Genomic DNA, 23,007 nt, shown 5'->3' with positions numbered 1-23,007 from the left:
AAATAGAGACGATCGCATGAATATTGCAATAAATGGTTGAGGCATCTTGCTGATGATGCCGAGTCGCAGGGACCCCGTTATCCGCATATGTGTGCCTCTGGAATCTCAGCGAAGGGCACCCAAGAAGCGCCTGTGCACAAACGAAGGATCCCCGTCATGGCTAATCAGCACACAGCCCAACACGCTCTACGCATAGCCAGCGACGAGACAACCCCCGGAGTCGGGAGCATCGACGCTCCCGGGAAAACTCCGACCGAGTAGAACCACAAGGAGACGACAATGACTGATACGAAGAGTCGATCGCTTGATCCCACCAGATTCCGCGAGGTCTTGGGACACTACCCCACCGGTGTCACGGCAGTCACCGGTATCGCCGACGACGGCGAACCCTGCGCGATGGTCGTTGGCACATTCACGTCAGTGTCGCTGGAGCCACCGTTGGTAGCCTTCATGCCGACCCGGACCTCTTTCACATTCGACAAACTTCGCACTGCCGAATCCCTGGCCATCAACATACTTGCCCACGATCAGGAACAACTCTGTCGGCGGCTGGCTAAGCCGCAAGCCGACAAGCTCAAGAACGAGGCGTGGGAACTTTCAAAGGGCGGGGCGCCCATCCTGGCTGACATTGTTGCTTCCATCGACTGCAAAATCGAGCAGGTAGTTGAGGGAGGGGACCACTACATCGTCCTGTGCGCTGTCGAGGATCTGAACGTTCATCGATCCATCGCACCCCTTGTGTTCTTTCAAGGCGGTTACGGCGGATTCGCCATGGGGTCCTTCATGATCCGCGCCGATCAAGACCTCGCCCCCACAATCGCTCGCGCTCAAACCTTGCGTTCCGAGATTGAATCACTTGCTTTCGAGATCGGGGGCGAGATCACGCTCTTCACCCGGCAAGGCGACGACGCCGTCGCTGTACTGTCCGCGGTCGGCGCCGACACGGACATCATCTCGCCCCTGGGCTCCCACTATCCGTTGATTCCGCCGTTGGGCGATGCCTTCATCGCTTGGTCGGCGCCTGAAGAACAGCAACGCTGGATCTCGAAGGCATTCGGCGCAACGGAACAAGAACTTCTCACCCTTCGGCAGCGACTGGCCGAAGCTCACGAACGAGGGTGGTCGCTTTCCTTGGACGCACCTGGAAGGCGCGACCAGCTTGAGGCTGCTATCGGCGAATACGGGGCAGGAGATCAACTTCCTGCCAAGCAGCGTGAAATCAGCCAGCGCATCGTTAAGTCAGCCGGATATTTCCCTATCGGTGAACTTGACCAGACGGCGAGCCACGACGTCGCGACAATCACCGTCCCAATCCACTTGCGGGAAGGTGAACCCCAACTGATCCTGCGCTTGCTTTACCCACCCAAGGGTGTGCCTGGCACCACGGTGGAAGCGTGGGCACAACGCATACTGTCCTTTGCCGCCGACGCGGCTCGGCTGCTTGAATAGTCCTGTCACAAACGCACCAACTCACCATTCGGGACAGTCGGCATGTCCGCGGCCCTTGGCGGCAATGAACATGCGGCCATCTCTCGATTTCCGGATGGATCGTCCCGCTCCGGGTTTCTCAATGGGTTCGTGCCTGCTCGTAGATGAGCGGCAGGGCCCGGCACTCGCGGCGTCCTGCGCATTGGCCGACTGTACTTGCGCGGACGGCCTTGGCCGCTTCGCGGGTCACAGAAACTGTGGTCGCGGCACGCTAGGCAAACCGGATGGCAACTTGGGGCAGTTCGTGCTTCACGACGCTGTTGATCTGGGGACACTCAGCTGCTGACCCAGCCTGATCGAGACGGTAAGTGGCCCCCCGGGGACCAATACGTTTGCCTTTCGATAGTTCGCCGGCGGCCAACGGTTCGAGCGTCGATTCGGCCGCTGTTGACCGGGCTGCGAACGCGGCGGGTCAGGTCTCCGAGCGCCCCGAGCCGTACGGCGTGTGGTGCTTCAGGCAACAGAAAAACTTTGTTTCGCGAACTTCTTAGGAACCTAAGCCTTACTACCGGAATATGGTCGCGTGGCTTGCTGCGACGGTTTTCCGTCGTCCGCTGGTTTGAGGCCCTGGCTTCGAGCTGATTGGGAGAGAGTGTTCGCCGGCAATACGCGAGGCGTTTTCAATGGCTCCCGCAAAGCGGAGCGCCAAATTACAGTCGACTCGCGCGGTCGAGTGATCATCAACATCGCCTCCACTGCAGACACAGGCACAGCGCCCGGTCTGTCGGCGTACGGCTGTTCAAACATGTTGTACGGACAATGACCAAGCAGATGGCGCTTGAGTTCGCGCCACTGGGAGTCCGCCTTCGCGGCGTTGCGCCAACATTCGTACCCACGGAGGGAAACATGGCGGCGGCCGCAGCTCGTTCGCTGAACGAGGAGAGCGACGCAGCCGCGGTGCTGACGAACAGCCTTATTGCCCGGATGGGCCCTCCCGACGACATTGGCCGAGTCGTCCTGTTCTACGCCAGCGACTCGCCCAGTTTCATTACTGACAGCACCCGACTCGCCGACGCTGGCCAAATGATCTGAGGTCGGCCCGTCAAGAATGCCAAGGCGAAGGTACGTGCCCGATTGCCAATCGCGGTCGCGCACTGGACTGGGTGACCGTCGAGTCGGGGCGGCAAGTCTGCTGCCCATTTCCTGAAAGACGGCAGCAAGCTTCAGGCGCTAACCCAGGAGCCGAACGAGTAAGAGCATGTTTTGAGGCAGCCGGTAGCACATCGGATCGCCCGAGCCGCGGATGGCAACAGAGCACCGTGTGTCCTATTGGGCTCCAGTTTCCCTGGACGTTAGTACCCATTCTTGGCGCCATCGCCCAGCATAGCCAGCGCTACCTTGCCGATAGCGGCGCATGTGTCTGCACCCGGGCAGGACACCGTCCTCACAGTTCGGGACGATCCCACCCTGCCAAACCCCGCTGAGCTGAGGAATAGGGTCGGCGAGTCATGCGGTGAATCCCTGAGATGTCCATGAACGATCTGAAACAACACCGCTCTTTGTCAATCAGATATCTCAATCATCGCTGTGCGCGGTCTCCGTGCCACTCGGATGCGTACGCGTGAGCCACGCAACGGATTCTTTGCTCGGCGTTAGTGCATCGTTTCGTGCCTCACGCAATTTCCGTCCCGGTCCCCACGTTGCACTCCAGCCCCTCTTCAGTGCTCAGGTTGGTTATCAGAACGACCTACGAAACCAACCGCCACAAGCAAAGTACAAAGCCAAAAAGGAACAGGACAATGAATGCGCTTACCATCAAGGACCCCGCCGACCTGCTCAGCTTCATCGGCCATACCCTCGGCTTCTGGCCACAGGAAAGCCTTGTGTGCATCACCCTCGACAAAGACAAAGTCGGCGCCACCCTCCGCATAGACCTCCCCAAACAACCAGGCCACGAAATGCACTTTGCCCGCACCGTAGCCGCCTACCTCACCACCGACGAACGAGCGAACGGCATCGTCTTCGCCCTCTACACATCCGAAGTTCCAGGGCCAGGAGAGGCACGTCCGCACCGGGCCACCATCGCGGCCCTCACCGGCGTCCTCGCCCAAGAAGGTATCACCATCCGTGACGGCATCTACGTCACCGACACCACTTACTCCCCGTACGACACGACGCCCGGTGACAGCATTGGGATTCCGATCGGCACCACCGAATACAGTCACTTCAACGCCGAATTCATCTACCGCGGCAGCACCATCGAACCTACCAACCGGGTAACTCTCCCACCGGCGGCCCACAAGCAAGAGGATGCGACCGCCGTCGAACACTACTTGCAAACCATCCTGAGACGCCCGCCATCGGCAGCGATCCAAGACGCCCACCGCCTCTGGGCCGGCATGCTCAAAACCAAGGACTACCCTAGCGACCAGGACGTCCTGAAGCTCTTCGCCTACTACCAGGTCCCGCACATCCGAGACCGGCTCATGGCCGACATCCCAGGCATTGACGAACCCCCCGAACGTATCCTCTTCGCGCAAACCGAGGCAGCACCGAGTTGGTCACGCATCGAAATGGGCCAAACAACTCCTCCTCCACGCCTACACCAGAACCAGCCCCCAACACGCCGCCCCCAGCCTCACCACCATCGGCTACATCAACTGGTGGCAAGGACCAGGATCCAAAGCACACCAATACCTCCAACTCGCCCTCGACACCGACCCCGGCTACCGCTTCGCACGCCTCACCGACCACATGCTCGGAGCCGGCATCATCGCCGGCTGGAACACCACCCAAAACACCGCCTACAAAACCCACCTCGACATGCCCTAGCGTGCACAATCACCCGGCGCAGCACGAACACGCAAGTATCTCGATCGGGGGGAGTCTACCCAGTGTCGGCTGCGCCGCTTGGCGCGGTGGTATCTCAAACGGTGATATCTCCGGGTACGAAACCGTGCCATTGAGGCTCACGCACCGCCGATCACACCTTCGTGAAGTTAGATGTCCCGCAGTGACCCCGCGCTAAGGGCTGTTAAGTAGCATTCACAGCGAGGGAGCCACCTCTTCTAGCTTCGGCCTATGACCAGTTCTCCCGCGAACCACAAAAATGTCCATCCCGCGGTGCCCAACCGAAGGCACATCATCATCGGCGCCATGTTCCGGGCCGTTGGGGCCTACCCCAGCGGGTGGCGATACCCCGGCGCGCACCACGATCCTCATGACGACGCCGAGGTCATCCGGGCCACTGCGCTGGAGGCTGAACGTGCCGGACTGGACTACATCTTCTTCGGTGACTGGCTGGCTACCGGCCCGGATCTGGAATTTCGCGATCCCTACCTTGCAGCCCGCATTGAGCCGCTGAGCGCTGTCGGATTCCTGGCAGGAGTGACCTCCCGCATCGGCCTGATCGCCACGGTGAACGCCACCTATTCAGACGCCTACACGTTGGCACGTACCAGTGCCTCCGTCGACCGTCTCAGCGGCGGACGGCTTGGGCTCAACATCGTGACGGGAGCCGAGCCCAGAGCCGCTGCCAACCACGGTCGCGAGGCACACTGGGGAAACGAACAGCGCTACGACTCCGCAGAGGAACTTATCGATGCACTGCGTTTGCTTTGGGACAGTTGGGGCGACGGCGCCCTCGTCGCAGATCAGGAATCCGGGACATATCTGAACCCAGACAGACTCCACCGAGCCGATTTCCAAGGCGAGCACCATCCAGTGGCCGGGCCGCTGAATGTCCTCAGACCGATCCAGGGGCACGTGCCATTAGTACATGCGGGCACCTCCACACGGTCCAGGGAACTGGTTCACTCCCGCGCGGACCTGGCGCTGCTGGGACTTTCCGGTATCGCCGAGGCCGCCGTTGAAACGGCCGCGCTGGGGCGGGAAATCGCCGCCAAGGGTCGGGACCCACAGGCTGTCAAGACCCTCACCCCCGTTCTGCCCATCATCGGCGCGACCGTCGAGGAAGCCTGGGATATTCATGACTTCCTGGTGTCCCGAGTGCCAGTGTCCCCCGGTCCGCATGACGGGCGGGAGGGCTTCCCGGATACCCGCAGCCTCGCCGCCTTGAACGATACGCTGGGCTTTCCCGCAGCTGACTTCGATCTGGACGCAGAAGTCTCAGTTGCCGATGCCGCGGGCTTCAGCCCGCGCGGCCGGGATCTGATCGACTTGGTCGCCCGTAGGTCTGGGCGGGTTCCCGGTTCCCAGCGGCCGGTGCGCTGGCGCGATCTTCTGGTCAACCAGCTTGTGCCTTACAGCGTCGTGGTAGGCACGCCCGTGCAGGTGGCGGATTATCTGCAGACTTGGCACGAAGAAGGTGGCGTCGACGGATTCAATGTACTTACCCCATATCTGGGCGACCAGTTCGAGCGGTTCACCCGCGGGGTCATACCCGAACTTCGGGCCCGGGGCCTGTTCCGGGAGGCGTATCAAGGGACCACCCTGCGCGACCACCTCGGCCTGACTGTTCCAGCCAACGTACATGAGCGGGGGGAATCACAGCCGCGTGAAAAGCGTTCGACGACGGACGCCACCGTCAGTGCGGGAGTGACGAAATGAGCCCCGCCAGTCAGCTCCCGGCAACTGACGCTGTACAGGCCGACTTCCGGGACGACCACTTCATCAGCGCCACAGACCTGGCACAACAACTATCCGGCGGGCAGCCGCCTGTCCTGCTGGACGTTCGTTTCCAGCCCGGGCTGGCGGACCCTGAGGCAGAATACGACGCCGGTCACTTGCCAGGCGCCCACTACGTCCACTTGGCCACTGTCCTCGCTGACGCCGGCACCCACCGGCCCGCCTCCGACGGCGCGCTGCCCCTTCCGGAGTTGGATACCCTTCAGCATGCCCTCCGGGGTTACGGCATCAATGATGATTCACGGATCGTCGTCTACGACAACCGCCACGGGCTTTCCGCAGCGCGGGCATGGTGGGTACTCCGGTGGGCGGGATTGACCGACGTCAAGGTCCTCGACGGCGGCTACGGGCATTGGCTGCGCCAAGGTCTTTCAACCAGCATCTCCCGCCCACATCCACATCCCGGGACTATCACCCTGGAGCCATTCGGCCCGTCAGGGAAGGGACACCTACCCACTCTGAGCACCGCGGACGCCGCAGTCTTTTCCTCCTCCGGCGTACTCATCGACGCCAGGGAAGCAGGACACTTTTCCGCGAGCCCGGACGGACCCGCGACCCATATCCCTGGAGCGCACAGCGCACCCAGCAGCACCGATCTTGACCACAACGGCCTTCTGCTTCCCGCCGAAGTACTGCGTGCCCAGGCCGCTGATGCAGGACTAACGACCGGTGCAACGGTCGGGACCTACTGCGGAGCCGGAGTGCTGGCCGCCCATAAGGTCCTCACGCTCGCCACGCTTGGCCTCGATGCGTCCCTGTACGTCGGTTCCTGGTCCGCGTGGTCCGCTGCAGCTTCCGCCGAACCGGCTCCGACAGCTGGAAAGTAACCTGCTTTCCATTGCGGAGCGTGACCCGGTTTTGCGTAATGCGAACCGGAGTGACCGCTGATGTCGCTCGACTTCGGCAGCGCATTTTGCCCCTCCTACAGTGAAGTCAGGCGTCCTGACATCGCTCCCATGCGCGGTCCCGCCGCGCACTCCATTTCATTTGAAAGAGGCACTTCCATGGTTTTCCTCAAACCTGTCCGCGCCATCTCGGCAGGCATAGCCGCGCTTGCGCTGGCAACCGTCCTGGCCGGCTGCGGCTCCAGCCCTGAGGCCACGAGCCCTTCCGACGGCGGCGGCACTCCAGTCACAGGTGGCACGCTTATCTACCTTGAGCAGCAGGCCCATACCAACCTCTATCCGCCGTCGGGAGGGTTTTACCCCAACGGCGGCGTCCTCAACCAGATCACGGACAAGCTGACCTTTCAGAACCCTGAAACGCTCAAGATTGAGCCCTGGCTTGCCGAGTCCTGGACCAGTAACGCCGAGCTGAGCGAGTATACGTTCAAGCTGCGCAGCGGCGTCACGTTCTCTGACGGCACGCCCGTGGATGCCGCAGCGGTGGCACGCAACTTCGATACCTACGGCTTGGGCAACAAGGCCCTGAACCAACCTGTCTCAGAAGTCATTAACAACTACGACCACAGCGAAGTGGTGGACCCGCTCACGGTCAAGTTCTACTTCAAGAAGTCCTCGCCCGGCTTCCTCCAGGGCACGGCCACCATTGGCTCCGGCATCGTTTCCATCAGCACCCTGGACCGGAAGTACGACGAACTCGGTGACGCCCGAAACATCATCGGCAGTGGTCCCTTCACGGTGGCCAGCGAGGTCCTGGGCAAGGAACTGGTCCTGGACGCCCGCAAGGACTACAACTGGGGACCCGCCGAGGCGGAGCACCAAGGCCGCGCCTACCTGGACACTGTGAAGATCGTCGTCACGCCGGAAGACAGCGTCCGCACCGGCTCACTACTCGCAGGCCAAGGCGACCTGATCCGGCAGGTTCAGGCTTACGACGAGAAACAGGTGGCGGCACAGAACTTCAAGATCTACGCCCCGGGCACTCGCGGGGTCAACGACAGCATTGTCTTCCGTCCCGACAATGCCCTGGTGGCCGATGTCCGGGTCCGGCAAGCACTCCTTAAGGCCACAGACACGAATGAAGTTGTGGACACCATCTTCTCGGAGAACTACCCTGTGGCTACCTCCGTCCTCGCCAAGGACGCCGCCGGCTACGTGGATCTGTCCGGCAAGTTGGGCCACGATCCGGAGAAGGCCAAGCAACTCTTGGAAGAAGCGGGCTGGAAACTTGGAGCCGACGGCATCCGGACCAAGGATGGAGCCCAACTTTCCCTGACCATATACGAATCCCTGCCGCAGCCTCAGAACAAGGCTGTGCTGCAGCTTGTGGCGCAGCAGTGGCAAAAGGTTGGCGTCAAGCTCAACGTCCTGGCCGGCGATTCCGGTAGCAAGACCGTTGACAGCCTGGATCCTGAGAAGACTCCGGTCTCCGTCGCCATGGTGGGCCGCGCCGACCCGGATGTCATCAAGAGCCAGTTCTACCCGAAGAACCGGGACGCTTTGCTGCAGCTCGGTGGCAGCAGCCAGAAGGTCAAGAGCTTCGTCGATGAGAAGCTCAACTCGCTGCTCGAAGCCGAGACAGCACGTACCGATCCCGAGCAGCGGTTGAAGGACGTTGCCGACATCCAGAACCACCTCATCGACCAAGCCCTGGTCATCCCGATCTTCGAGGAACCTCAGGTGTTTGCTTCCGCACCGTACCTGCACGGGCTCGCCTTCGAAGCCGTGGGGCGTCCCAGCCTCTACGGCGTCTGGCTCAAGAAGAGCTGATATGCCGCGCTACCTCCTGAACCGATTCGGCCAGGCTGCCTTGGTGCTCTGGGCAGCGTTCACCATAGCCTTTGTGCTGCTGCAAGCGCTGCCCGGGGATGCCCTGCTGATCAAGTACCAAAACCCGGACATGGGTCTGAGCCCGCAGGAAATCGCGGACATCCGCAGCTCCTACGGCGCAGATACTCCGTTGTTCTTCCAGTACCTTGACTCACTGGGTGGTTTTCTCACCGGCAACCTCGGCTACTCGGTCCAGGCCGGTGTGCCTGTGGTCGATCAACTGGCCGCCACCGTCCCCTCGACGTTGGCACTCGCGGGGCTCGGCTTCCTCGCCGCGGTGATCCTCGCCGTCGCGATCGCGTTCCTCTCCAGCCTGGCACCGTTCGCCTGGCTGAGGGACGCACTCCAGTCACTGCCGTCGCTACTGGTTTCAGTGCCCGTCTTTTGGCTTGGCATCGTCCTGATCCAGATTTTTTCCTTCCGGTTGAAGCTGATCCCCGTCATCAACCCACCGGAGGCACTGGGCCTGATCCTGCCAGTGGCCACACTGGCCGTCCCCTTGTCGGCGCCGCTGGCGCAGGTACTGATCCGAAGCATCGACGACGTACGCACCCAGCCCTTTGTCGCCGTCGCGCGTTCGCGTGGCGGAAGCAATGCCTGGGTACTGAGCCACCACGTGGCCCGCAACGCGGTGCTTCCGGCGCTGACCATTGCCGGTGTTCTGCTGGGAGAACTGATTGGCGGGGCGGTGGTCACCGAGACCGTGTTCGGGCGCAATGGGGTGGGCCAACTGACACAACAGGCGGTCAACAACCAGGACGCAGCCGTGCTGCAGGCTGTGGTGGTACTCGCCGCGGCGGCCTTCGTCCTGGTCAACCTTGCCGTGGACCTGCTGTACCCCGTGTTGGACCCCCGGCTTAAGCGAAAGGCAGGAGCGCTCACATGAGCCCGGCAACTTTGGAGGAATCCCCTTCCTCGACCAGGGATCGCATTCCCGAGCCCACCAAGCCACGGCGGCGCTTCACCATCGCCCGGATCCAGCCCGGCCTGCTCCTTGCCTGGCTTGTCCTGGGAATCGTCGCCCTATGGACCATCGCCCCCGAACTCTTCACCAGCCATAACCCGATCTCCGGTAAGGCCAGGGACAAGCTCCTCCCGCCAGACGGCGAGTACTTGCTGGGCACCGATGAGCTGGGACGCGACCTCCTTTCGCGAATGATCCACGGATCCATCAATTCCGTGACCGGCGCTTTGGTAGCGGTCGCCGTTGGGCTCGTGGTGGGAACACTCCTCGGCCTGCTGGCAGGGTCATTGGGAGGCTTTACCGATGCCGTTGTCATGCGGATTGTGGATGTCCTGTTGTCGATCCCCAGCCTGCTGCTATCGCTGAGCATCATCATCATCCTCGGGTTTGGCACCGTGAACGCCGCAATAGCCGTGGGCATCGGGTCCGTAGCCAGTTTCGCCAGGCTCTCCCGGTCCGAAGTCCTGCGCGTGCGTCGCAGCGACTTCGTCGAAGCTGCTTTTGGCAGCGGTGGAACGTTCACCGCTGTCCTGTGGCGCCATATCCTGCCTAACTCGGCCGGACCGGTGCTGGCACTCGTGGCCCTGCAGTTCGGCAGTGCCATCCTGGCCATCTCCACTCTTGGATTCCTGGGCTACGGTGCTCCCCCGCCCACCCCGGAGTGGGGGTTGCTGATCGCGGAGGGGCGGAATTATGTGGCCACGTCCTGGTGGCTGACCACCTACCCGGGTTTGGTGGTGGTTGCCGTAGTTTTGTCCGCCAATCGCATCAGCCACTCGATCCGAAAGGTACAACCATGACCGACGTTCTGCCAGACCTGGCTACGGCCGCACCCGGGCCTACGGGTGCTGTTCTGGTCCTCGAATTAGTGAACTTGTCAGTTTCATATGCTGACCACCACCGAAAACACCGCCGGGTGGTCCACGAGGTTTCGCTGAAGATCTCGCCCGGCGAAGTCCTTGCCCTGGTGGGTGAATCAGGCTCCGGGAAATCCACCACGGCCCAGGCCGTCATCGGATTGCTCGCCGGCAACGGCCGAGTGGACGGGGGAAGAATCCTCCTGAACGGCACGGACATTGCCGGCTGGTCCCAGAAACGCCTCGAATCGATCCGCGGCGCCAAGATCGCGCTGATCCCGCAGGATCCCACAAGCTCGTTGAACCCGGTCCTCACCGTCGGTGCCCAAGTGGAGGAAGTGCTGCGCCTGCACACCAAGCTTCCCAAGCCGGAGCGCCGGAAAAGGGTCCTGGACCTGCTGGCGCGGGTGGGCATCCCGGAACCGGAACGCCGTGCCGGGCAATACGCGCATGAGCTCTCCGGAGGCATGAAGCAGCGCGTCCTTATCGCTGCGGCCATAGCCCTTGAGCCTCAGCTGATCATCGCGGACGAAGCGACCAGCGCACTGGACGTCACTGTTCAACGGCGGATTCTGGACCTCATTGATGACCTGAGGGCCGAGACCGGCACAGCCGTCCTTTTTGTCACACACGACCTCGGGGTGGCGGCAGACCGCGCCGACCGGGTTGTGGTGCTGAAAGGCGGGCGGGTCCAGGAGCAGGGTCCCACAACCCAGGTACTCACGAACCCGTCCACCGATTACACCCGCCAACTCCTGGCCGATGCCCCGTCCATTTCTCCAAGCGTTGGCCGCCCGGCACCCAAGCCTGGCCGGGAGAACACAGTGGAGGTCTACAACCTCATCCAGGAGTTCGACTCCGGGCGGAACCAGCCGCGGTTCCGCGCCGTAGACGACGTTAGCTTCCAGGTTCCTCGGGGCAGCACCCACGCAATCGTCGGTGAATCCGGCTCCGGGAAGACCACCACCGCGCGTGCCCTCGCGGGATTCCAACGGCCCACTTCGGGCAGCATCTCCATCAGCGGCCACGAGCTCTCCGGGTTGGACGCCAAGAGCCTGCGGCAGTTCCGGAAGCACGTTCAACTCGTCTACCAGAACCCGTTCACGTCTCTTGATCCGCGGCAGACGATCGGCCGGATCATCGAAGAACCCCTACTGAACTTCGGTCCGGGCTCCCGCCAGGACCGCGCCAAGGCTGTCCGGGACCTCCTTGACCGCGTCCATCTGCCTGAGGGCCTGCTGACCAAGCATCCACGCGAACTCTCCGGCGGCCAACGTCAGCGGGTGGCCATTGCCAGGGCCCTTGTCCTCCGCCCGCAGGTCCTGATCCTGGACGAGGCAGTTTCGGCGCTGGACGTCACCGTCCAGTCCCAGATCCTCACCTTGCTGGAAGAACTGCAACGCGAACTGGACCTGACCTACGTCTTCATCACGCACGACCTCGCCGTGGTGCGGCAGATCGCGGATACGGTCTCGGTCATGAGCGGCGGCCGGCAAGTGGAAGATGGCACCGTGTCCGAGGTGTTCGACAACCCCCAGCACCACTACACCCGGGATCTGATCGAGGCAATCCCCGGCAACCGAAAGGCGAAGCAATGACCCACAGAGCAGAAGCCACCAAACGGATCGGCTTCTTCACGCGCCTGCTCGACGACGTCGGACCGGCCGAGCGTTACCGGCTCGCTCTGGAGCAAATCCAGGCCGCAGAAGATACGGGCTTTGACACGGCGTGGGTTGCACAGCACCACTTCAACGAAGCCGAAGGCGGCCTGCCGGCCCCGCTGGTTTTCTTGGCGTACGCCGCTGCCCGGACAACCAGCATCCGGCTAGGTACCGGAATCATCACGCTCCCGCTGGAGGACCCGCTCCGGGTGGCTGAAGACACTGCCGTGCTGGACCTGATCTCCGGCGGCCGGCTTGAGGTCGGAGTGGGGACGGGCGGCACACCGTCCTCCTTTGCTGCCTTCGACCTTGAAAGTGACCAACGCCGTCGGATTTTTGCGGAAAAGTTGCAGCTCCTCACCGAGGCGTGGGGCGGCAAGGACATTCGGTCCTCAACCAATGCCCTCTACCCGGCAGCTCCCCAACTGCTCGAGAGGCTGTGGCAGGCAACATTCTCGAGCAGCGGAGGCGAGCGTGCAGGCCGGGCCGGCGATGGCTTGATGTTGTCGCGGACCCAGCCGCGCGAACAATCCTTGGCAGGGGCAACCTTGGACCAACTGCAGAACCCCATCATCGATGCCTACCTTGAGGCACTACCCGCCGGGGCCACGCCACGGATCCTGGCCTCCCGCACCCTGTTCGTGGCCGACGACCGGGCCACTGCCCTCCGATTCGCCGAAGCTGGACTGCGCCGGATTGTCCCGCACTTCGAACGCCAAGGTCATGTCTTCGAAAGCCACGACGTGGAGTCCCTCATCGCGGCCACCGACGCCCATGTCGGAACCGTAGAGGACGTCGTCGAATCGCTCAGCCGTGACAGCTCGCTGGAGCGGGCAACCGATGTGTCCTTCCAGGTCCACTCCATCGATCCACCCCACGAACACATCCTTCGCTCCATCGAACTCGCCGCCACCGGGGTGGTACCGGCGCTCGGCTGGAAGCCTGACACCGCCCCCTTATCCGACCTGCAAGGAGAGAAATGAGCAACACCAAACCCGACGCCGTCGACACCATCCTGGGGATCGTCCCAGGCTCACCCCTGGACGCGCTGCGTCACCGGCGCCCCATCACCCGCGACAACACTCAAGCAAGCTATCTCGCTCTTTTCCATGCCGATCAACTCGAGGACGCGGGCCTGACTGAACGCTTCGCCGTCGCCGTGTTTGTGGCGCTGCTGCATGGCAACCAGGCAGCCGCGACCTTCTACAGCCAGGGTTTGGAAGAGGCTGATGCGGAGCCGGGCCTCGTAGCTTGGCTGCGGGAGGCGGCTGCTGCCGGCGCAGCCCAGGGACCTTACGGTGAGTACCGGGAGCCCGGGCTCCGCCGCGAGGACCGCCCAGGCCTCCGCTGGACCGCCGCGCCGGAACTGGAAGAAGCGTTGGGAACAAAGTTGGCGGCGGCGCTGGCACACGCCCACTTGTTGGTCTTCCGGCCCAGGGAAGCATCGCCTGATGGCTTGGACGCCCTGGTACGAGCCGGCTGGTCCACCACCGGAATCGTGACGCTCTCGCAACTCGTCGCTTTCCTGGCCTACCAACTCCGCGTTATCGCCGGGTTGGAACTCCTGGCCGGCGATACGGCACAGGAAACCTCCACCACGGACGCGGGAGACGTCGTAGAAACCAAGACAGTAAGGATCAACGCATGACTGACGGAGTAGTCACCTACGCCACACTGAACCGCCCCGAGGCCTTCACTCAGGAGCAACTAGGTTGGGTGCCCTGGCTGCATGCCCCTGCCGTGGAAGACCTTACGGACCGCCAATACGACGGGCTCGTGGACCGATCCCGAGCCTCCAGCGACTACTTCCGCCTGCTGGCCCGGGATCCTGACATCCTCGGGGCAAGGACCAGGACAGACAAGGACATCTTCTACAACACCAAGGAAGGGCTGCCGCGCGCCGAACGCGAGCTGGCCGCAGCTGCTACATCCCGGGAGAACGGCTGCGTCTTCTGCGCCTCCGTGCACGCGCGATTCGCTTCCCACTACTCCGACCGCCACGACGACGTCCAGCGACTCCTCGACGAAGGCACCTCCGCTGACCTTGGCCCCCGGTGGAACGCGATAGCCGCCGCGGCCAAGGCACTGGCCCAAACTCCCCCACAGCTGAACGCCGCGCACATCCGTGCGCTCGAGCTCGAAGGGCTCGACGCACTGGAGGTTTCGGATGTCATCCACGGCGCAGCGTTCTTCAACTGGGCCAACCGGCTGATGCTGTCCTTGGGCGAGCCAGAGGACACGAACCTGGGCTGACGCGCGGGGACGGGACCGCGAAAATTGCGGACCATTTCATCGAGTACGCGCGGGGACGTAGCGGGCGGCGATTAGACGCAAAGGCGAACGTACGACGGCGGGAGGAACCCGCCGTCGTACGTTCTGCTGGCGTTGCTGCTGGCTGGGTTAGCCGAGAAGGCCGCGCAACGGACAACCCACGGCACCCCTGTCAGGGAGCACCTCCCTTACCTTCGGGGTCTCAATGGCTTCCATGTCCAAACTTGTCGATCGCCTCGGTGCTGCAGGGCTGGTTACCAGGTCCCTCGACTCTGAAGTTCAACGAAGAGTTTTGGATGCCGGATCGCGGGTACTACGCCGTCGCCATGGACGGCAAAAAACGACAGGTTGACGCGTGTGCGTCAAACATGGGGCAATGCCTGTGGCTCGGAATCGTGGACGAAGATAAGGCGCCCCTGGTGGCCGAACGGCTCATGTCCCCGGAGATGTTCAGCGGCTGGGGCGTGAGAACTCTGGCCAGCGATATAGGCGCTTACAACCCCGCCAGCTACCACAACGGCTCCGTATGGCCGCACGACAACGCCATCATCGCGGCCGGCCTCATGCGCTACGGCTTCGTGGCCGAGGCACAACGCATAGCCACAGCACTCTTCGAGGCGGCCGAGTACACCGAGGGCCAACTACCTGAGCTGTTTTGTGGCTTCAACCGAGATCTTCTCGCCGCTCCAGTGCCGTATCCAACAGCCTGCTCACCCCAGGCCTGGGCTGCGACCACACCCATCAGATTGATCACGAGCCTGATGCGGTACGACGCGCACGTTTCCCGGGGTAGCCTGTGGCTGGATCCCGCGCTGCCGGAGTCGTTCGGCGACCTCAACATCACCAACGTGCCCGTCGCCGGGGGCCGGATCACTATCGACATCGCCAATTCCGTTGCGACAGTCCAAGGGCTCCCGGAGGGAATGACGCTCCATCACGGGCACAGACCCTGGATGACCGAACTGGTGGCGCAAGAGGAGCACAGAGGAAGCGTTCAGTAGACAGTATGGGCCGGGTGCCGTTTCTTGAATTGTCAGCAATTTTGAGTGCTGTTCCCTTTTGCTCCCCCAGCACCCTGCAATCCTTTTCAGAGATGGCCCGCGCCCGAGGTCTTCGGCCCACAGCGAAGGTCATGCGTCAGGAAGTACGACCCGCAACATTCGAAGAAGCTGAAAAGCTGCGAATCGCCCCGGCCTCAGCCGTCATTCAGATAGACAGGCTCAGGGGCATGGACGGGACACCCGTCTGCTTCGACGTCGTCGTCATCGCCGAAAGCCGCGCCCCGGAACTGGCCAGCGCCAACCTCAATGACGCCGCACTCTACGAGACCCTGAGAACGGAGTCCGGAATTATGATTCACCGCAGCGCTTACAGCCTCATCGCCGCCACAGCCGACTCAGTCCTGGCACCTCTCCTCGGCATAGCAACCGGTGCCCCGGTCCTGGTGGGCCAGGAGATCGCCTACGGCACCGGCGGCATTCCTATCCTGCTGGGCCTGAACAAATACCGCGGAGACGCATACCGGTTCGAGGCCGACCTGTATCGGCGCGCCTGACCGGGCGCTACCAAGGGGCTGCCTCTCCTTCCCGCAGCACTAAGCGGATCAACAACGGACCGCACCGCCCTGTTGCACTGCAAGTCAGGCGCGGCGTGCGTGAGGCGTCGTCACCAGCCAAGTAACGTGGGGATAATCAACACAAGGAGGACCCAAGGTGTTACCGGCTGCGCGTCGCGCCAAACTGCTATCGGAGCTAAACGACTTCGGTGTCCTATCAACGGACCAAATCGCCGAACGCCTGGGCGTTTCGGGCGAAACAGTCCGAAGGGACATCACCCTGCTGGAGAAAAATGGGCAGCTTGTCCGCGTTCATGGAGGAGCCATGAGCTTGGCCGACGCCTCCCACGTCAAAACGGAAGAGCCCTTTGATATTCGGTTGGACGAACAGCGTGAGGCAAAAGCGCGCATTGGTGTCGCTGCAGCAGGCCTGGTTAAAAACGGGGACATCATTGCCATCGATGTGGGAACAACATCACTGCAAATCGCAAAAGCTCTGCCCAAGGACTTCCGCGGTGTCGTCGCCACTCCCTGCCTGCTCGTTGCCGGTGAACTGGCGGGGAGACCGGGGCTCGACGTGCTCCTTTCGGGGGGCTGGGTCCGCGGTGGGGATCTTGCTTGCTCCAACTCCCAGGCCGTGAGCTTTTTCCGGAACCTGAACACCGACGTCGCCTTCTTATCATCTGGCGGCGTGGCCGCCAAAGAAGGCCTGACTGACTTCTACCGCGACGAAACGGCCACCAGACAGGAGATGCTCAGAAATACCCAGCGTTCCTACATCGTCGCCGACTCCAGCAAACTAGGGAAAGTGGCTCCGTACCACGTGTGCGATCTTAGCGACGTCACCGGAGTAATCACGGAAAGCATCCCCCACGAAAGCCTCGTCCAGGAGCTTCATCGACACGGAGCGCAGCTGATTCTGCCGGACTCCTGAGGTGGCTCCGAGGGCCCCGATCGCCGATATCACGGCGGTCAGGGGCCCTCTTTCTTTTAAGGCTGTGTGGCCGACGTTACGCCGGGACTTGACCCCTGCCACAATCCAATCCATACTTTTCCTCAAGAATCCTCATTAATCCACACATCTGGTCACTACTGCACAGATGGGAAGAGTTGAGGACACGCACGCTACCGAGGCAAGTTTTCGGCGCCAACGAAGGCGTCCCGGCGCAAGCTGGTTCCATGACCACGAATACCAGGGAGCCCCCGAGGAGATCCCCATGAACAACAATCAATTCACCGGACAGCAGGCCGGCGCGCCTGCCCGTGACCGGGGCAGCAACGTTGCTGAGTTTGGCTACAAGCAAGAAATGAAGCGGGGCACCGGACGGTTCGCCTCCTTCGCCGTGGCCTTCGCCTTCGTGTCGATCGCAACCGGCATCTTCACTACGTACGGATCGGTACTGAACAGTTCCGGCCCCGCGGGAATCTGGACGTGGCCGATCGTAACCATCGGCCAACTCATGGTGGCCTTCATCTTCGGCTCCTTAGCCGCCCGCATTCCCGTGACCGGCTACTCCTACCAGTGGATGTCGCGTCTGGCGAACCCGGTCCTGGGGTGGATCATGGGCTGGATGTCCTTCACTTTCCTTGTCATCGTCGTCGTAGCCGTCGACTACACCATCGCCTCGGCGGTCCTTCCGGTACTCCTTGGATATGTTGGAACCGCAGCCAATGCCTGGCTCATCACGGCGATCGTGATCCTGCTGCAAGCCCTTCTTGTAGCGTTCTCCACCAAGTGGACCGAACGCGTGAACAACTGGGCGGTGTCCGCTGAACTCATCGGCATGATCCTGCTTGTGGTGCTGCTCTTCGTCGTGGGTTTCGCCGCTAAGGAGCTGAACGTCGGAAACCTGTTCTCCACCGGGGCGATTCCCGCCGAAGGCTACGTGGACTTTGGCACGTTGACGCAGGTTGGACCGTGGATGACGGGAACCTTGCTGGGTGCCTTCACCATTGTCGGCTTTGAATCCGCGGCAAACCTAGCCGAAGAAACCAAGGAACCGGCCCAAGTAGTGCCCAAAGCCATGGCACAGGCCGTCATTGCCTCGGGAACCCTGGGTTTCCTTTTCCTGATAGCGATCACCATGCTTGCTGGGGACCCGATTGCCCTCGCAGAGTCCGGAACCCCCGTAGCCGACGTCATCAACCGCGTCTTGGGACCGGTCGTTGGAACCGCGTTGCTGGTCATGGTGGTCGTCGCAATCTTTGCCTGCGGCATGGTCATCCTGATGACCGCCGTCCGCCTGGTCTGGGCCATGTCCCGGGACGACCGCTTCCCAGGTCACGCAGTGTGGCGCAAGGTCTCACCACGATTCGGCACCCCCACGGCGGCGACCTGGCTGATCTTCGCCATCGCGGAACTGATCCTGGCCATTTTCGCGCTGCAGACCGACACGCTCTTCAGCCTGTTTGCAGCCGCCACGCTCTTACCCGCAGTCATTTACGCCGCAACAGTGCTGCTGTACATCATCAAGCGAAAGAACCTGCCAACCAGCCGTGGATTTACCCTCGGCAAGTTCGAAGTTCCCGTCATTGTTCTGGCGTCGATCTGGCTGGTCTTCGTGCTGTTGATCTTCCGGGATTCATCCTTCGCCGGGTCGTGGGTCTACGTGGCTCTGATGGTCGGCTTGGGAGCGATCTACCTGCTCTTCCTGCTGATCAAACGTGGCGGACCTTCCGGTCTTGCGATGCCGGACATGCACTCTATTGACGCCGAACTTGACGCAGACGCCAAAAGCGCAGAAGGGAAACGGGTATGACCACCGTACTTGCCATCGATCAAGGGACCTCCGGCACCAAAGCCGTCGTAGTCGACGGCGAAGGCAAAATCCTCGGCCTGGCTGAACGCACGGTCCGCCCCAGCTACCTCCCCGGCGGCGGTGTCGAACAGAACCCCCAGGAACTCCTCAACTCAGTCCTCGAAGCCGGACGCGCAGCTGTCGTTCAATCCAACGCTCTGATCGATATCGTCACCTTGGCCAACCAAGGTGAAACGGTGCTCGCCTGGGACCCGGCGACGGGAAAACCCCTCTCGAACATGATCGTGTGGCAGGACCGCAGGGCCGATGGCATCTGCAGTGAACTGGCCGAGCACGGTGAACAGGTCGCCCGACGCACGGGACTCGTCCTGGATCCCTACTTCTCAGCTCCCAAGCAGGCGTGGATCCGTCGCAACATTACCCGCGAAGGCGTCGTCACAACCTCCGACACCTGGCTGATCCATCAACTCACCGGTGAGTTCGTCACGGACGTTTCTACCGCCAGCCGTTCGCTTGTCACTGATCTGGACACGACGGACTGGGATCCCGAGCTGCTTGCGTTATTCGGACTTGAGGGTGAACGCCTCCCCCGGATCCTGAAATCAGACGAGATCGCGGGAGCAACCAGCGCGTTTGGCGGAGTCATGGCCGTCGGCGGACTCATCGTCGACCAGCAGGCAGCATTGCTGGCCGAAGGATGCCTTCGCCCCGGCGAAGCCAAGTGCACCTTCGGTACCGGTGCCTTCCTGCTGGCTAACACCGGCACATCCGCCGCCCGCTCATCGGCAGGGTTGACCGCCTCGGTGGCGTGGAACGTACAGGACAAGGCTTCCTACTGCTTCGACGGACAGATCTACACCGCCGCCTCAGCGGTGCGCTGGCTCCAGCAGCTGGGTTTCATCAACGAAGCGTCCGAGCTGGACACCGTTTCGGCTACGAGCTCTGAGGGTGTGCTCAGTGTTCCTGCGTTGGCTGGACTTGCCGCGCCCTGGTGGCGACCTGACGCCAAAGCCACCTTCAGCGGCATGACTCTCTCCACGGGCCGGGAACACATGGTCCTGGCGGTACTGGAAGGCATCGCCGCCCAAGTCGCCGAAGTGGGTGACCTGATCGCAACCGACATTGGCAGTCCACTCCAGCGCTTGAGCGTTGACGGCGGCCTGACACAGAGCAAGGTCCTGATGCAGTCGGTGGCGAACCTGATGCAGATGGAAATCGCCGTGTACCCCTCCCAGCACGCCACTCCCCTGGGTGCAGCCGCCCTGGCCCGTGTCGCCGCTGAACCGACACGCAGCCTAGAGAACGCAGTCATCCCCTGGCAGCCAAGCACCGTTTACGAACCAAAGTGGTCCGCCGACCAAGCAGCCGATTTCCGGTCTCATTGGCGCGCCGCTGCCGAATCAGCTCATTAAGCAAGGAGAAAGAACGTGAGCACAACACAGACCAAGACCTACGACGTCGCGGTCATCGGCGCCGGCATCGTCGGGTCGGCAATCGCACGCAAACTCGCAGGCTACAACCTCTCCGTGGCTATCATCGATGCCCGCGAAGATGTCGGCGACGGCACAAGCAAGGCCAACACCGCGATCTTGCACACAGGATTCGACGCCAAGCCCGGAACCCTTGAGTCACGGATGGTCCATGAAGGCTTCCATTTGCTTTCTGACTACGCCAAAGCCACCGGCATCCCTGTCGAACCCACCGGGGCGATTCTTGTCGCGTGGGACCAGGAACAGATCGATGCGCTGCCCGGTCTCAAGGAAAAGGCCGGGAAGAACGGCTATACCAAAACCGAAATCATCAGCGCCGAAGAAGTCTACGCCGCCCTGCCCAACCTGGGGGCCGGCGTCATGGGCGGGCTCACCGTGCCCGATGAGTCGATCATCTGCACCTGGACCACCAACCTCGCTCTGGCCACGGACGCTGTCCAGCGGGGCGCCGAAGTCCTTCTCCGCCGCCGCGTTGCCAGCATCGAACGTAGCGGTGACGTCACCCACCTGTTCACCAGCATCGACCGGATCACCGCCCACTGGGTCGTTAATGCTGCAGGCCTCGGCGGCGACAAGATCGATGCCTTGTTCGGATATGACCGCTTCCACCTAACCCCCCGCCGCGGCGAACTGCTCGTTTACGACAAGCAGGCACGCCCTCTGGTAAACAAAATTGTGTTGCCCGTACCCACTGCGCTGGGAAAGGGCGTGCTGGTCAGCCCGACGATCTATGGAAACGTCATGCTGGGCCCAACGGCCGAGGACCTGAACGACCGGGAAGCCACTGGTACCTCCGAAAGCGGCTTTAAATTCCTCAAGGGCAAGGGCGAAAAACTTATGCCCGCCCTCCTTGAGGAAGAAGTCACCGCCACCTATGCCGGTTTGCGCGCGGCCAGCGACTACCCCGATTACCTCATCGAAGTCGACGCCGAGCAGCAGTACGTTCTGGTCGGCGGCATCCGGTCGACCGGCCTGACCTCAGGGATCGCCGTCGCCGAGTACGTCGACGATCTCCTGAAGAAATCAGGGGCCATTGACCTGACTGAACGTACCGACCTTCCCGAACCGCCGCTGATGCCGAACATCGGCGAAGCATTCCTTCGGCCCTATCAGGACGAAGCGCGCATCGCAGCGGACACCGCGTACGGCAAAATCGTGTGCTTCTGCGAACGCGTCACCGCCGGAGAAATCCGGGACACCTTCTCCAGCCCAATCCCCCCGACCACCTTGGAGGGCCTCCGCCGCCGAACCCGGGCACACAACGGCCGCTGCCAGGGCTTCTTCTGCGGGGCCGAAGTAAAAGAACTGCTTGACACAAAGGGTAAGTCTGCCGGCTGCTCACACGCCGAAACCCGCACACTCACGGAGGTAAAGAAGTGACTACCGGACAGGCCCTGAACCCTGCCGTCCTGATCATCGGCGCCGGCCCATCCGGTCTTCGCGCCGCAGCCGAACTCGCCCCCAAAGTCAACGGTGAGGTCCTGGTCCTCGAGAGGGAAAGTGTGGCCGGAGGAATCCCTCGCCACAGCGACCATCTCGGCTACGGAATCCGTGATATGGGCAAATTCATCAGCGGCCCGAAGTACGCCAGGATCCTACGGGAAAACGCAGCCGCTGCGGGAGCGAAGATCATCACCAACGCGATGGTCACCGACTGGGCTGGCCCCCGCTCCGTCAACGTCACGATGCCTGCGGGCAGGACCCGGATCGACGCGGATGTGGTCATCCTCGCCACCGGTGCCCGTGAACGTCCCCGCCCCGCCCGTCTCATCCCCGGTGATCGGGCACAGGGGATCTACACCACAGGCCACCTGCAGAACATCGTGCACCTCAAGCACGGCAAGGTTGGCAAGAAAGCCGTCATCGTCGGCGCCGAACTGGTCAGCTGGTCTGCGGCCATGACGCTGCAGCATGCAGGGTGCAAAACCGTACTCATGACCACCGAATATCCGAAACCTGACGCCTACTCGTTCTTCAGCGGGCCCGGAAAGATCATGTTCGGAACCAAGGTTGCCACGCGCAGCAGGGTCACCAACATCATTGGAAAACCGGTCGTTGAAGCTGTGGAAATCGAGAACCTCGACACGGGGGAACGGAAGATGGTCGCCTGCGACACCGTGATTCTCACCGGCGACTGGATTCCGGACAACGAACTCGCCCGGGCCGCCGGACTCGAGATCGATCCCGCAAGCAAGGCTCCTGTCGTGGACGCCTCACTGCGGACCAGCACCCCCGGGGTGTTCGCCATCGGAAACATGCTCCACCCTGTGGACACAGCCGATGTCGCCGCTCTGGACGGAGCCGCGGTTGCTGGTCACGTTGTCAAGTACCTCAAAGGCGAACGTGCCAAGGGGGATGGAATCCGGCTCAGTGCCGAAGCTCCCCTGCGCTGGATCTCGCCGTCCAAACTGCACCGGAACGACTCTGCCCCACCCCGTGGCCGCCTCCTCCTTTGGAGCGACTCCTATGTCGCTTTCCCGCAGGTCGTGCTTCGCCAGCAAGGCCGTGTCATCGCCCGCAAACGTCTCCCGTGGCCCGCGGCCCCCGGGAGGGTATTCCGGGTTCCCTCCGACGTGCTGCACGGCATTGACTGGGAAGCCGGGCCTGTCAGCATAGCTCTGGCCAACTAAAAACCATCACAAA

18 protein-coding genes and 2 pseudogenes are annotated in these 23,007 nt (G+C 62.3%); all 20 read left to right on the top strand.

Translation table 11 applies throughout. The features are described from left to right. Window positions 1–279: 279 nt before the first annotated feature. Window positions 280–1,449 carry a flavin reductase gene (locus LDN75_RS10575; protein ID WP_223937231.1) on the top strand — a complete coding sequence of 390 codons (1,170 nt, stop codon included), beginning with the start codon at window positions 280–282 and terminating at the stop codon, window positions 1,447–1,449. Window positions 1,450–2,247: 798 nt separating this feature from the next. After that, window positions 2,248–2,520: an SDR family oxidoreductase gene (locus LDN75_RS10565; protein WP_223937229.1), complete on the top strand. Its 273-nt coding sequence runs from the start codon at window positions 2,248–2,250 to the stop codon at window positions 2,518–2,520. A gap of 707 nt (window positions 2,521–3,227) precedes the next feature. Beyond that, window positions 3,228–3,881, top strand: a pseudogene (locus tag LDN75_RS10560) (DUF4192 family protein); the annotation flags it as partial. Window positions 3,882–3,933: 52 nt separating this feature from the next. Next, entirely contained in the window at window positions 3,934–4,260 is a 327-nt protein-coding gene (locus LDN75_RS24145) for a DUF4192 domain-containing protein (protein ID WP_263422362.1), read from the top strand. Between the two features lie 249 nt (window positions 4,261–4,509). Beyond that, window positions 4,510–5,997: an NtaA/DmoA family FMN-dependent monooxygenase gene (locus LDN75_RS10555; protein ID WP_223937228.1), complete on the top strand. Its 1,488-nt coding sequence runs from the start codon at window positions 4,510–4,512 to the stop codon at window positions 5,995–5,997. After that, window positions 5,994–6,902, top strand: coding sequence for a rhodanese-like domain-containing protein (locus tag LDN75_RS10550; protein WP_223937227.1), 909 nt, complete (start codon window positions 5,994–5,996; stop codon window positions 6,900–6,902). The genes LDN75_RS10555 and LDN75_RS10550 overlap by 4 nt, the downstream gene beginning before the upstream one ends. 177 nt (window positions 6,903–7,079) lie before the next feature. Further along, the gene (locus LDN75_RS10545; protein ID WP_223937226.1) at window positions 7,080–8,747 is read left to right on the top strand and encodes a TIGR04028 family ABC transporter substrate-binding protein; all 1,668 of its coding nucleotides are present in this window, start codon (window positions 7,080–7,082) and stop codon (window positions 8,745–8,747) included. Between the two features lies 1 nt (window position 8,748). Then, on the top strand, window positions 8,749–9,693 hold the full coding sequence (locus LDN75_RS10540; protein WP_223937225.1) for an ABC transporter permease: 945 nt from the start codon (window positions 8,749–8,751) through the stop codon (window positions 9,691–9,693). Further along, on the top strand, window positions 9,690–10,571 hold the full coding sequence (locus LDN75_RS10535) for an ABC transporter permease (RefSeq protein WP_223937224.1): 882 nt from the start codon (window positions 9,690–9,692) through the stop codon (window positions 10,569–10,571). Before LDN75_RS10540 ends, LDN75_RS10535 begins: the two co-directional genes overlap by 4 nt. Then, window positions 10,568–12,226: an ABC transporter ATP-binding protein gene (locus LDN75_RS10530; RefSeq protein ID WP_223937223.1), complete on the top strand. Its 1,659-nt coding sequence runs from the start codon at window positions 10,568–10,570 to the stop codon at window positions 12,224–12,226. The genes LDN75_RS10535 and LDN75_RS10530 overlap by 4 nt, the downstream gene beginning before the upstream one ends. Next, on the top strand, window positions 12,223–13,272 hold the full coding sequence (locus tag LDN75_RS10525; RefSeq protein ID WP_223937222.1) for a putative FMN-dependent luciferase-like monooxygenase: 1,050 nt from the start codon (window positions 12,223–12,225) through the stop codon (window positions 13,270–13,272). The genes LDN75_RS10530 and LDN75_RS10525 overlap by 4 nt, the downstream gene beginning before the upstream one ends. Beyond that, window positions 13,269–13,937 carry a CMD domain protein gene (locus tag LDN75_RS10520; protein ID WP_223937221.1) on the top strand — a complete coding sequence of 223 codons (669 nt, stop codon included), beginning with the start codon at window positions 13,269–13,271 and terminating at the stop codon, window positions 13,935–13,937. Before LDN75_RS10525 ends, LDN75_RS10520 begins: the two co-directional genes overlap by 4 nt. Further along, window positions 13,934–14,542: an alkylhydroperoxidase domain protein gene (locus tag LDN75_RS10515; protein WP_223937220.1), complete on the top strand. Its 609-nt coding sequence runs from the start codon at window positions 13,934–13,936 to the stop codon at window positions 14,540–14,542. Before LDN75_RS10520 ends, LDN75_RS10515 begins: the two co-directional genes overlap by 4 nt. Before the next feature lie 293 nt (window positions 14,543–14,835). Then, window positions 14,836–15,561: pseudogene (locus LDN75_RS10510) on the top strand (amylo-alpha-1,6-glucosidase); the annotation flags it as partial. A 131-nt stretch (window positions 15,562–15,692) separates the two neighbouring features. Next, complete coding sequence (locus LDN75_RS10505; RefSeq protein WP_263422361.1) at window positions 15,693–16,115, top strand: UTRA domain-containing protein; 423 nt, start codon at window positions 15,693–15,695, stop codon at window positions 16,113–16,115. A gap of 331 nt (window positions 16,116–16,446) precedes the next feature. After that, window positions 16,447–17,049, top strand: coding sequence for a DeoR/GlpR family DNA-binding transcription regulator (locus LDN75_RS10500; protein WP_263422360.1), 603 nt, complete (start codon window positions 16,447–16,449; stop codon window positions 17,047–17,049). 283 nt (window positions 17,050–17,332) lie between these two features. Beyond that, on the top strand, window positions 17,333–18,874 hold the full coding sequence (locus LDN75_RS10495) for an amino acid permease (protein WP_223937217.1): 1,542 nt from the start codon (window positions 17,333–17,335) through the stop codon (window positions 18,872–18,874). Next, complete coding sequence (locus tag LDN75_RS10490; protein ID WP_223937216.1) at window positions 18,871–20,286, top strand: FGGY family carbohydrate kinase; 1,416 nt, start codon at window positions 18,871–18,873, stop codon at window positions 20,284–20,286. The genes LDN75_RS10495 and LDN75_RS10490 overlap by 4 nt, the downstream gene beginning before the upstream one ends. Window positions 20,287–20,301: 15 nt before the next feature. Then, window positions 20,302–21,744: an NAD(P)/FAD-dependent oxidoreductase gene (locus tag LDN75_RS10485; RefSeq protein ID WP_223937215.1), complete on the top strand. Its 1,443-nt coding sequence runs from the start codon at window positions 20,302–20,304 to the stop codon at window positions 21,742–21,744. After that, the gene (locus tag LDN75_RS10480; RefSeq protein ID WP_223937214.1) at window positions 21,741–22,994 is read left to right on the top strand and encodes an FAD-dependent oxidoreductase; all 1,254 of its coding nucleotides are present in this window, start codon (window positions 21,741–21,743) and stop codon (window positions 22,992–22,994) included. Before LDN75_RS10485 ends, LDN75_RS10480 begins: the two co-directional genes overlap by 4 nt. Window positions 22,995–23,007 lie beyond the last annotated feature (13 nt).

The sequence above is a fragment of the Arthrobacter sp. StoSoilB5 genome (assembly GCF_019977235.1).
In the GTDB taxonomy this organism is placed as follows: Bacteria; Actinomycetota; Actinomycetes; order Actinomycetales; family Micrococcaceae; genus Arthrobacter.
Note: the sequence above shows the minus strand (reverse complement) of the source record. Positions and strands in the feature narration are given on the sequence as shown.

Coding starts and splice junctions, on each gene's coding strand:
- LDN75_RS10515 (WP_223937220.1), top strand. CDS start 13,934: ATGACTGACGGAGTAGTCACCTACGCCACACTGAACCGCCCCGAGGCC.
- LDN75_RS10545 (WP_223937226.1), top strand. CDS start 7,080: ATGGTTTTCCTCAAACCTGTCCGCGCCATCTCGGCAGGCATAGCCGCG.
- LDN75_RS10525 (WP_223937222.1), top strand. CDS start 12,223: ATGACCCACAGAGCAGAAGCCACCAAACGGATCGGCTTCTTCACGCGC.
- LDN75_RS10520 (WP_223937221.1), top strand. CDS start 13,269: ATGAGCAACACCAAACCCGACGCCGTCGACACCATCCTGGGGATCGTC.
- LDN75_RS10505 (WP_263422361.1), top strand. CDS start 15,693: ATGCGTCAGGAAGTACGACCCGCAACATTCGAAGAAGCTGAAAAGCTG.
- LDN75_RS10535 (WP_223937224.1), top strand. CDS start 9,690: ATGAGCCCGGCAACTTTGGAGGAATCCCCTTCCTCGACCAGGGATCGC.
- LDN75_RS10530 (WP_223937223.1), top strand. CDS start 10,568: ATGACCGACGTTCTGCCAGACCTGGCTACGGCCGCACCCGGGCCTACG.
- LDN75_RS10550 (WP_223937227.1), top strand. CDS start 5,994: ATGAGCCCCGCCAGTCAGCTCCCGGCAACTGACGCTGTACAGGCCGAC.
- LDN75_RS10540 (WP_223937225.1), top strand. CDS start 8,749: ATGCCGCGCTACCTCCTGAACCGATTCGGCCAGGCTGCCTTGGTGCTC.
- LDN75_RS10565 (WP_223937229.1), top strand. CDS start 2,248: ATGACCAAGCAGATGGCGCTTGAGTTCGCGCCACTGGGAGTCCGCCTT.
- LDN75_RS10555 (WP_223937228.1), top strand. CDS start 4,510: ATGACCAGTTCTCCCGCGAACCACAAAAATGTCCATCCCGCGGTGCCC.
- LDN75_RS10495 (WP_223937217.1), top strand. CDS start 17,333: ATGAACAACAATCAATTCACCGGACAGCAGGCCGGCGCGCCTGCCCGT.
- LDN75_RS10490 (WP_223937216.1), top strand. CDS start 18,871: ATGACCACCGTACTTGCCATCGATCAAGGGACCTCCGGCACCAAAGCC.
- LDN75_RS10575 (WP_223937231.1), top strand. CDS start 280: ATGACTGATACGAAGAGTCGATCGCTTGATCCCACCAGATTCCGCGAG.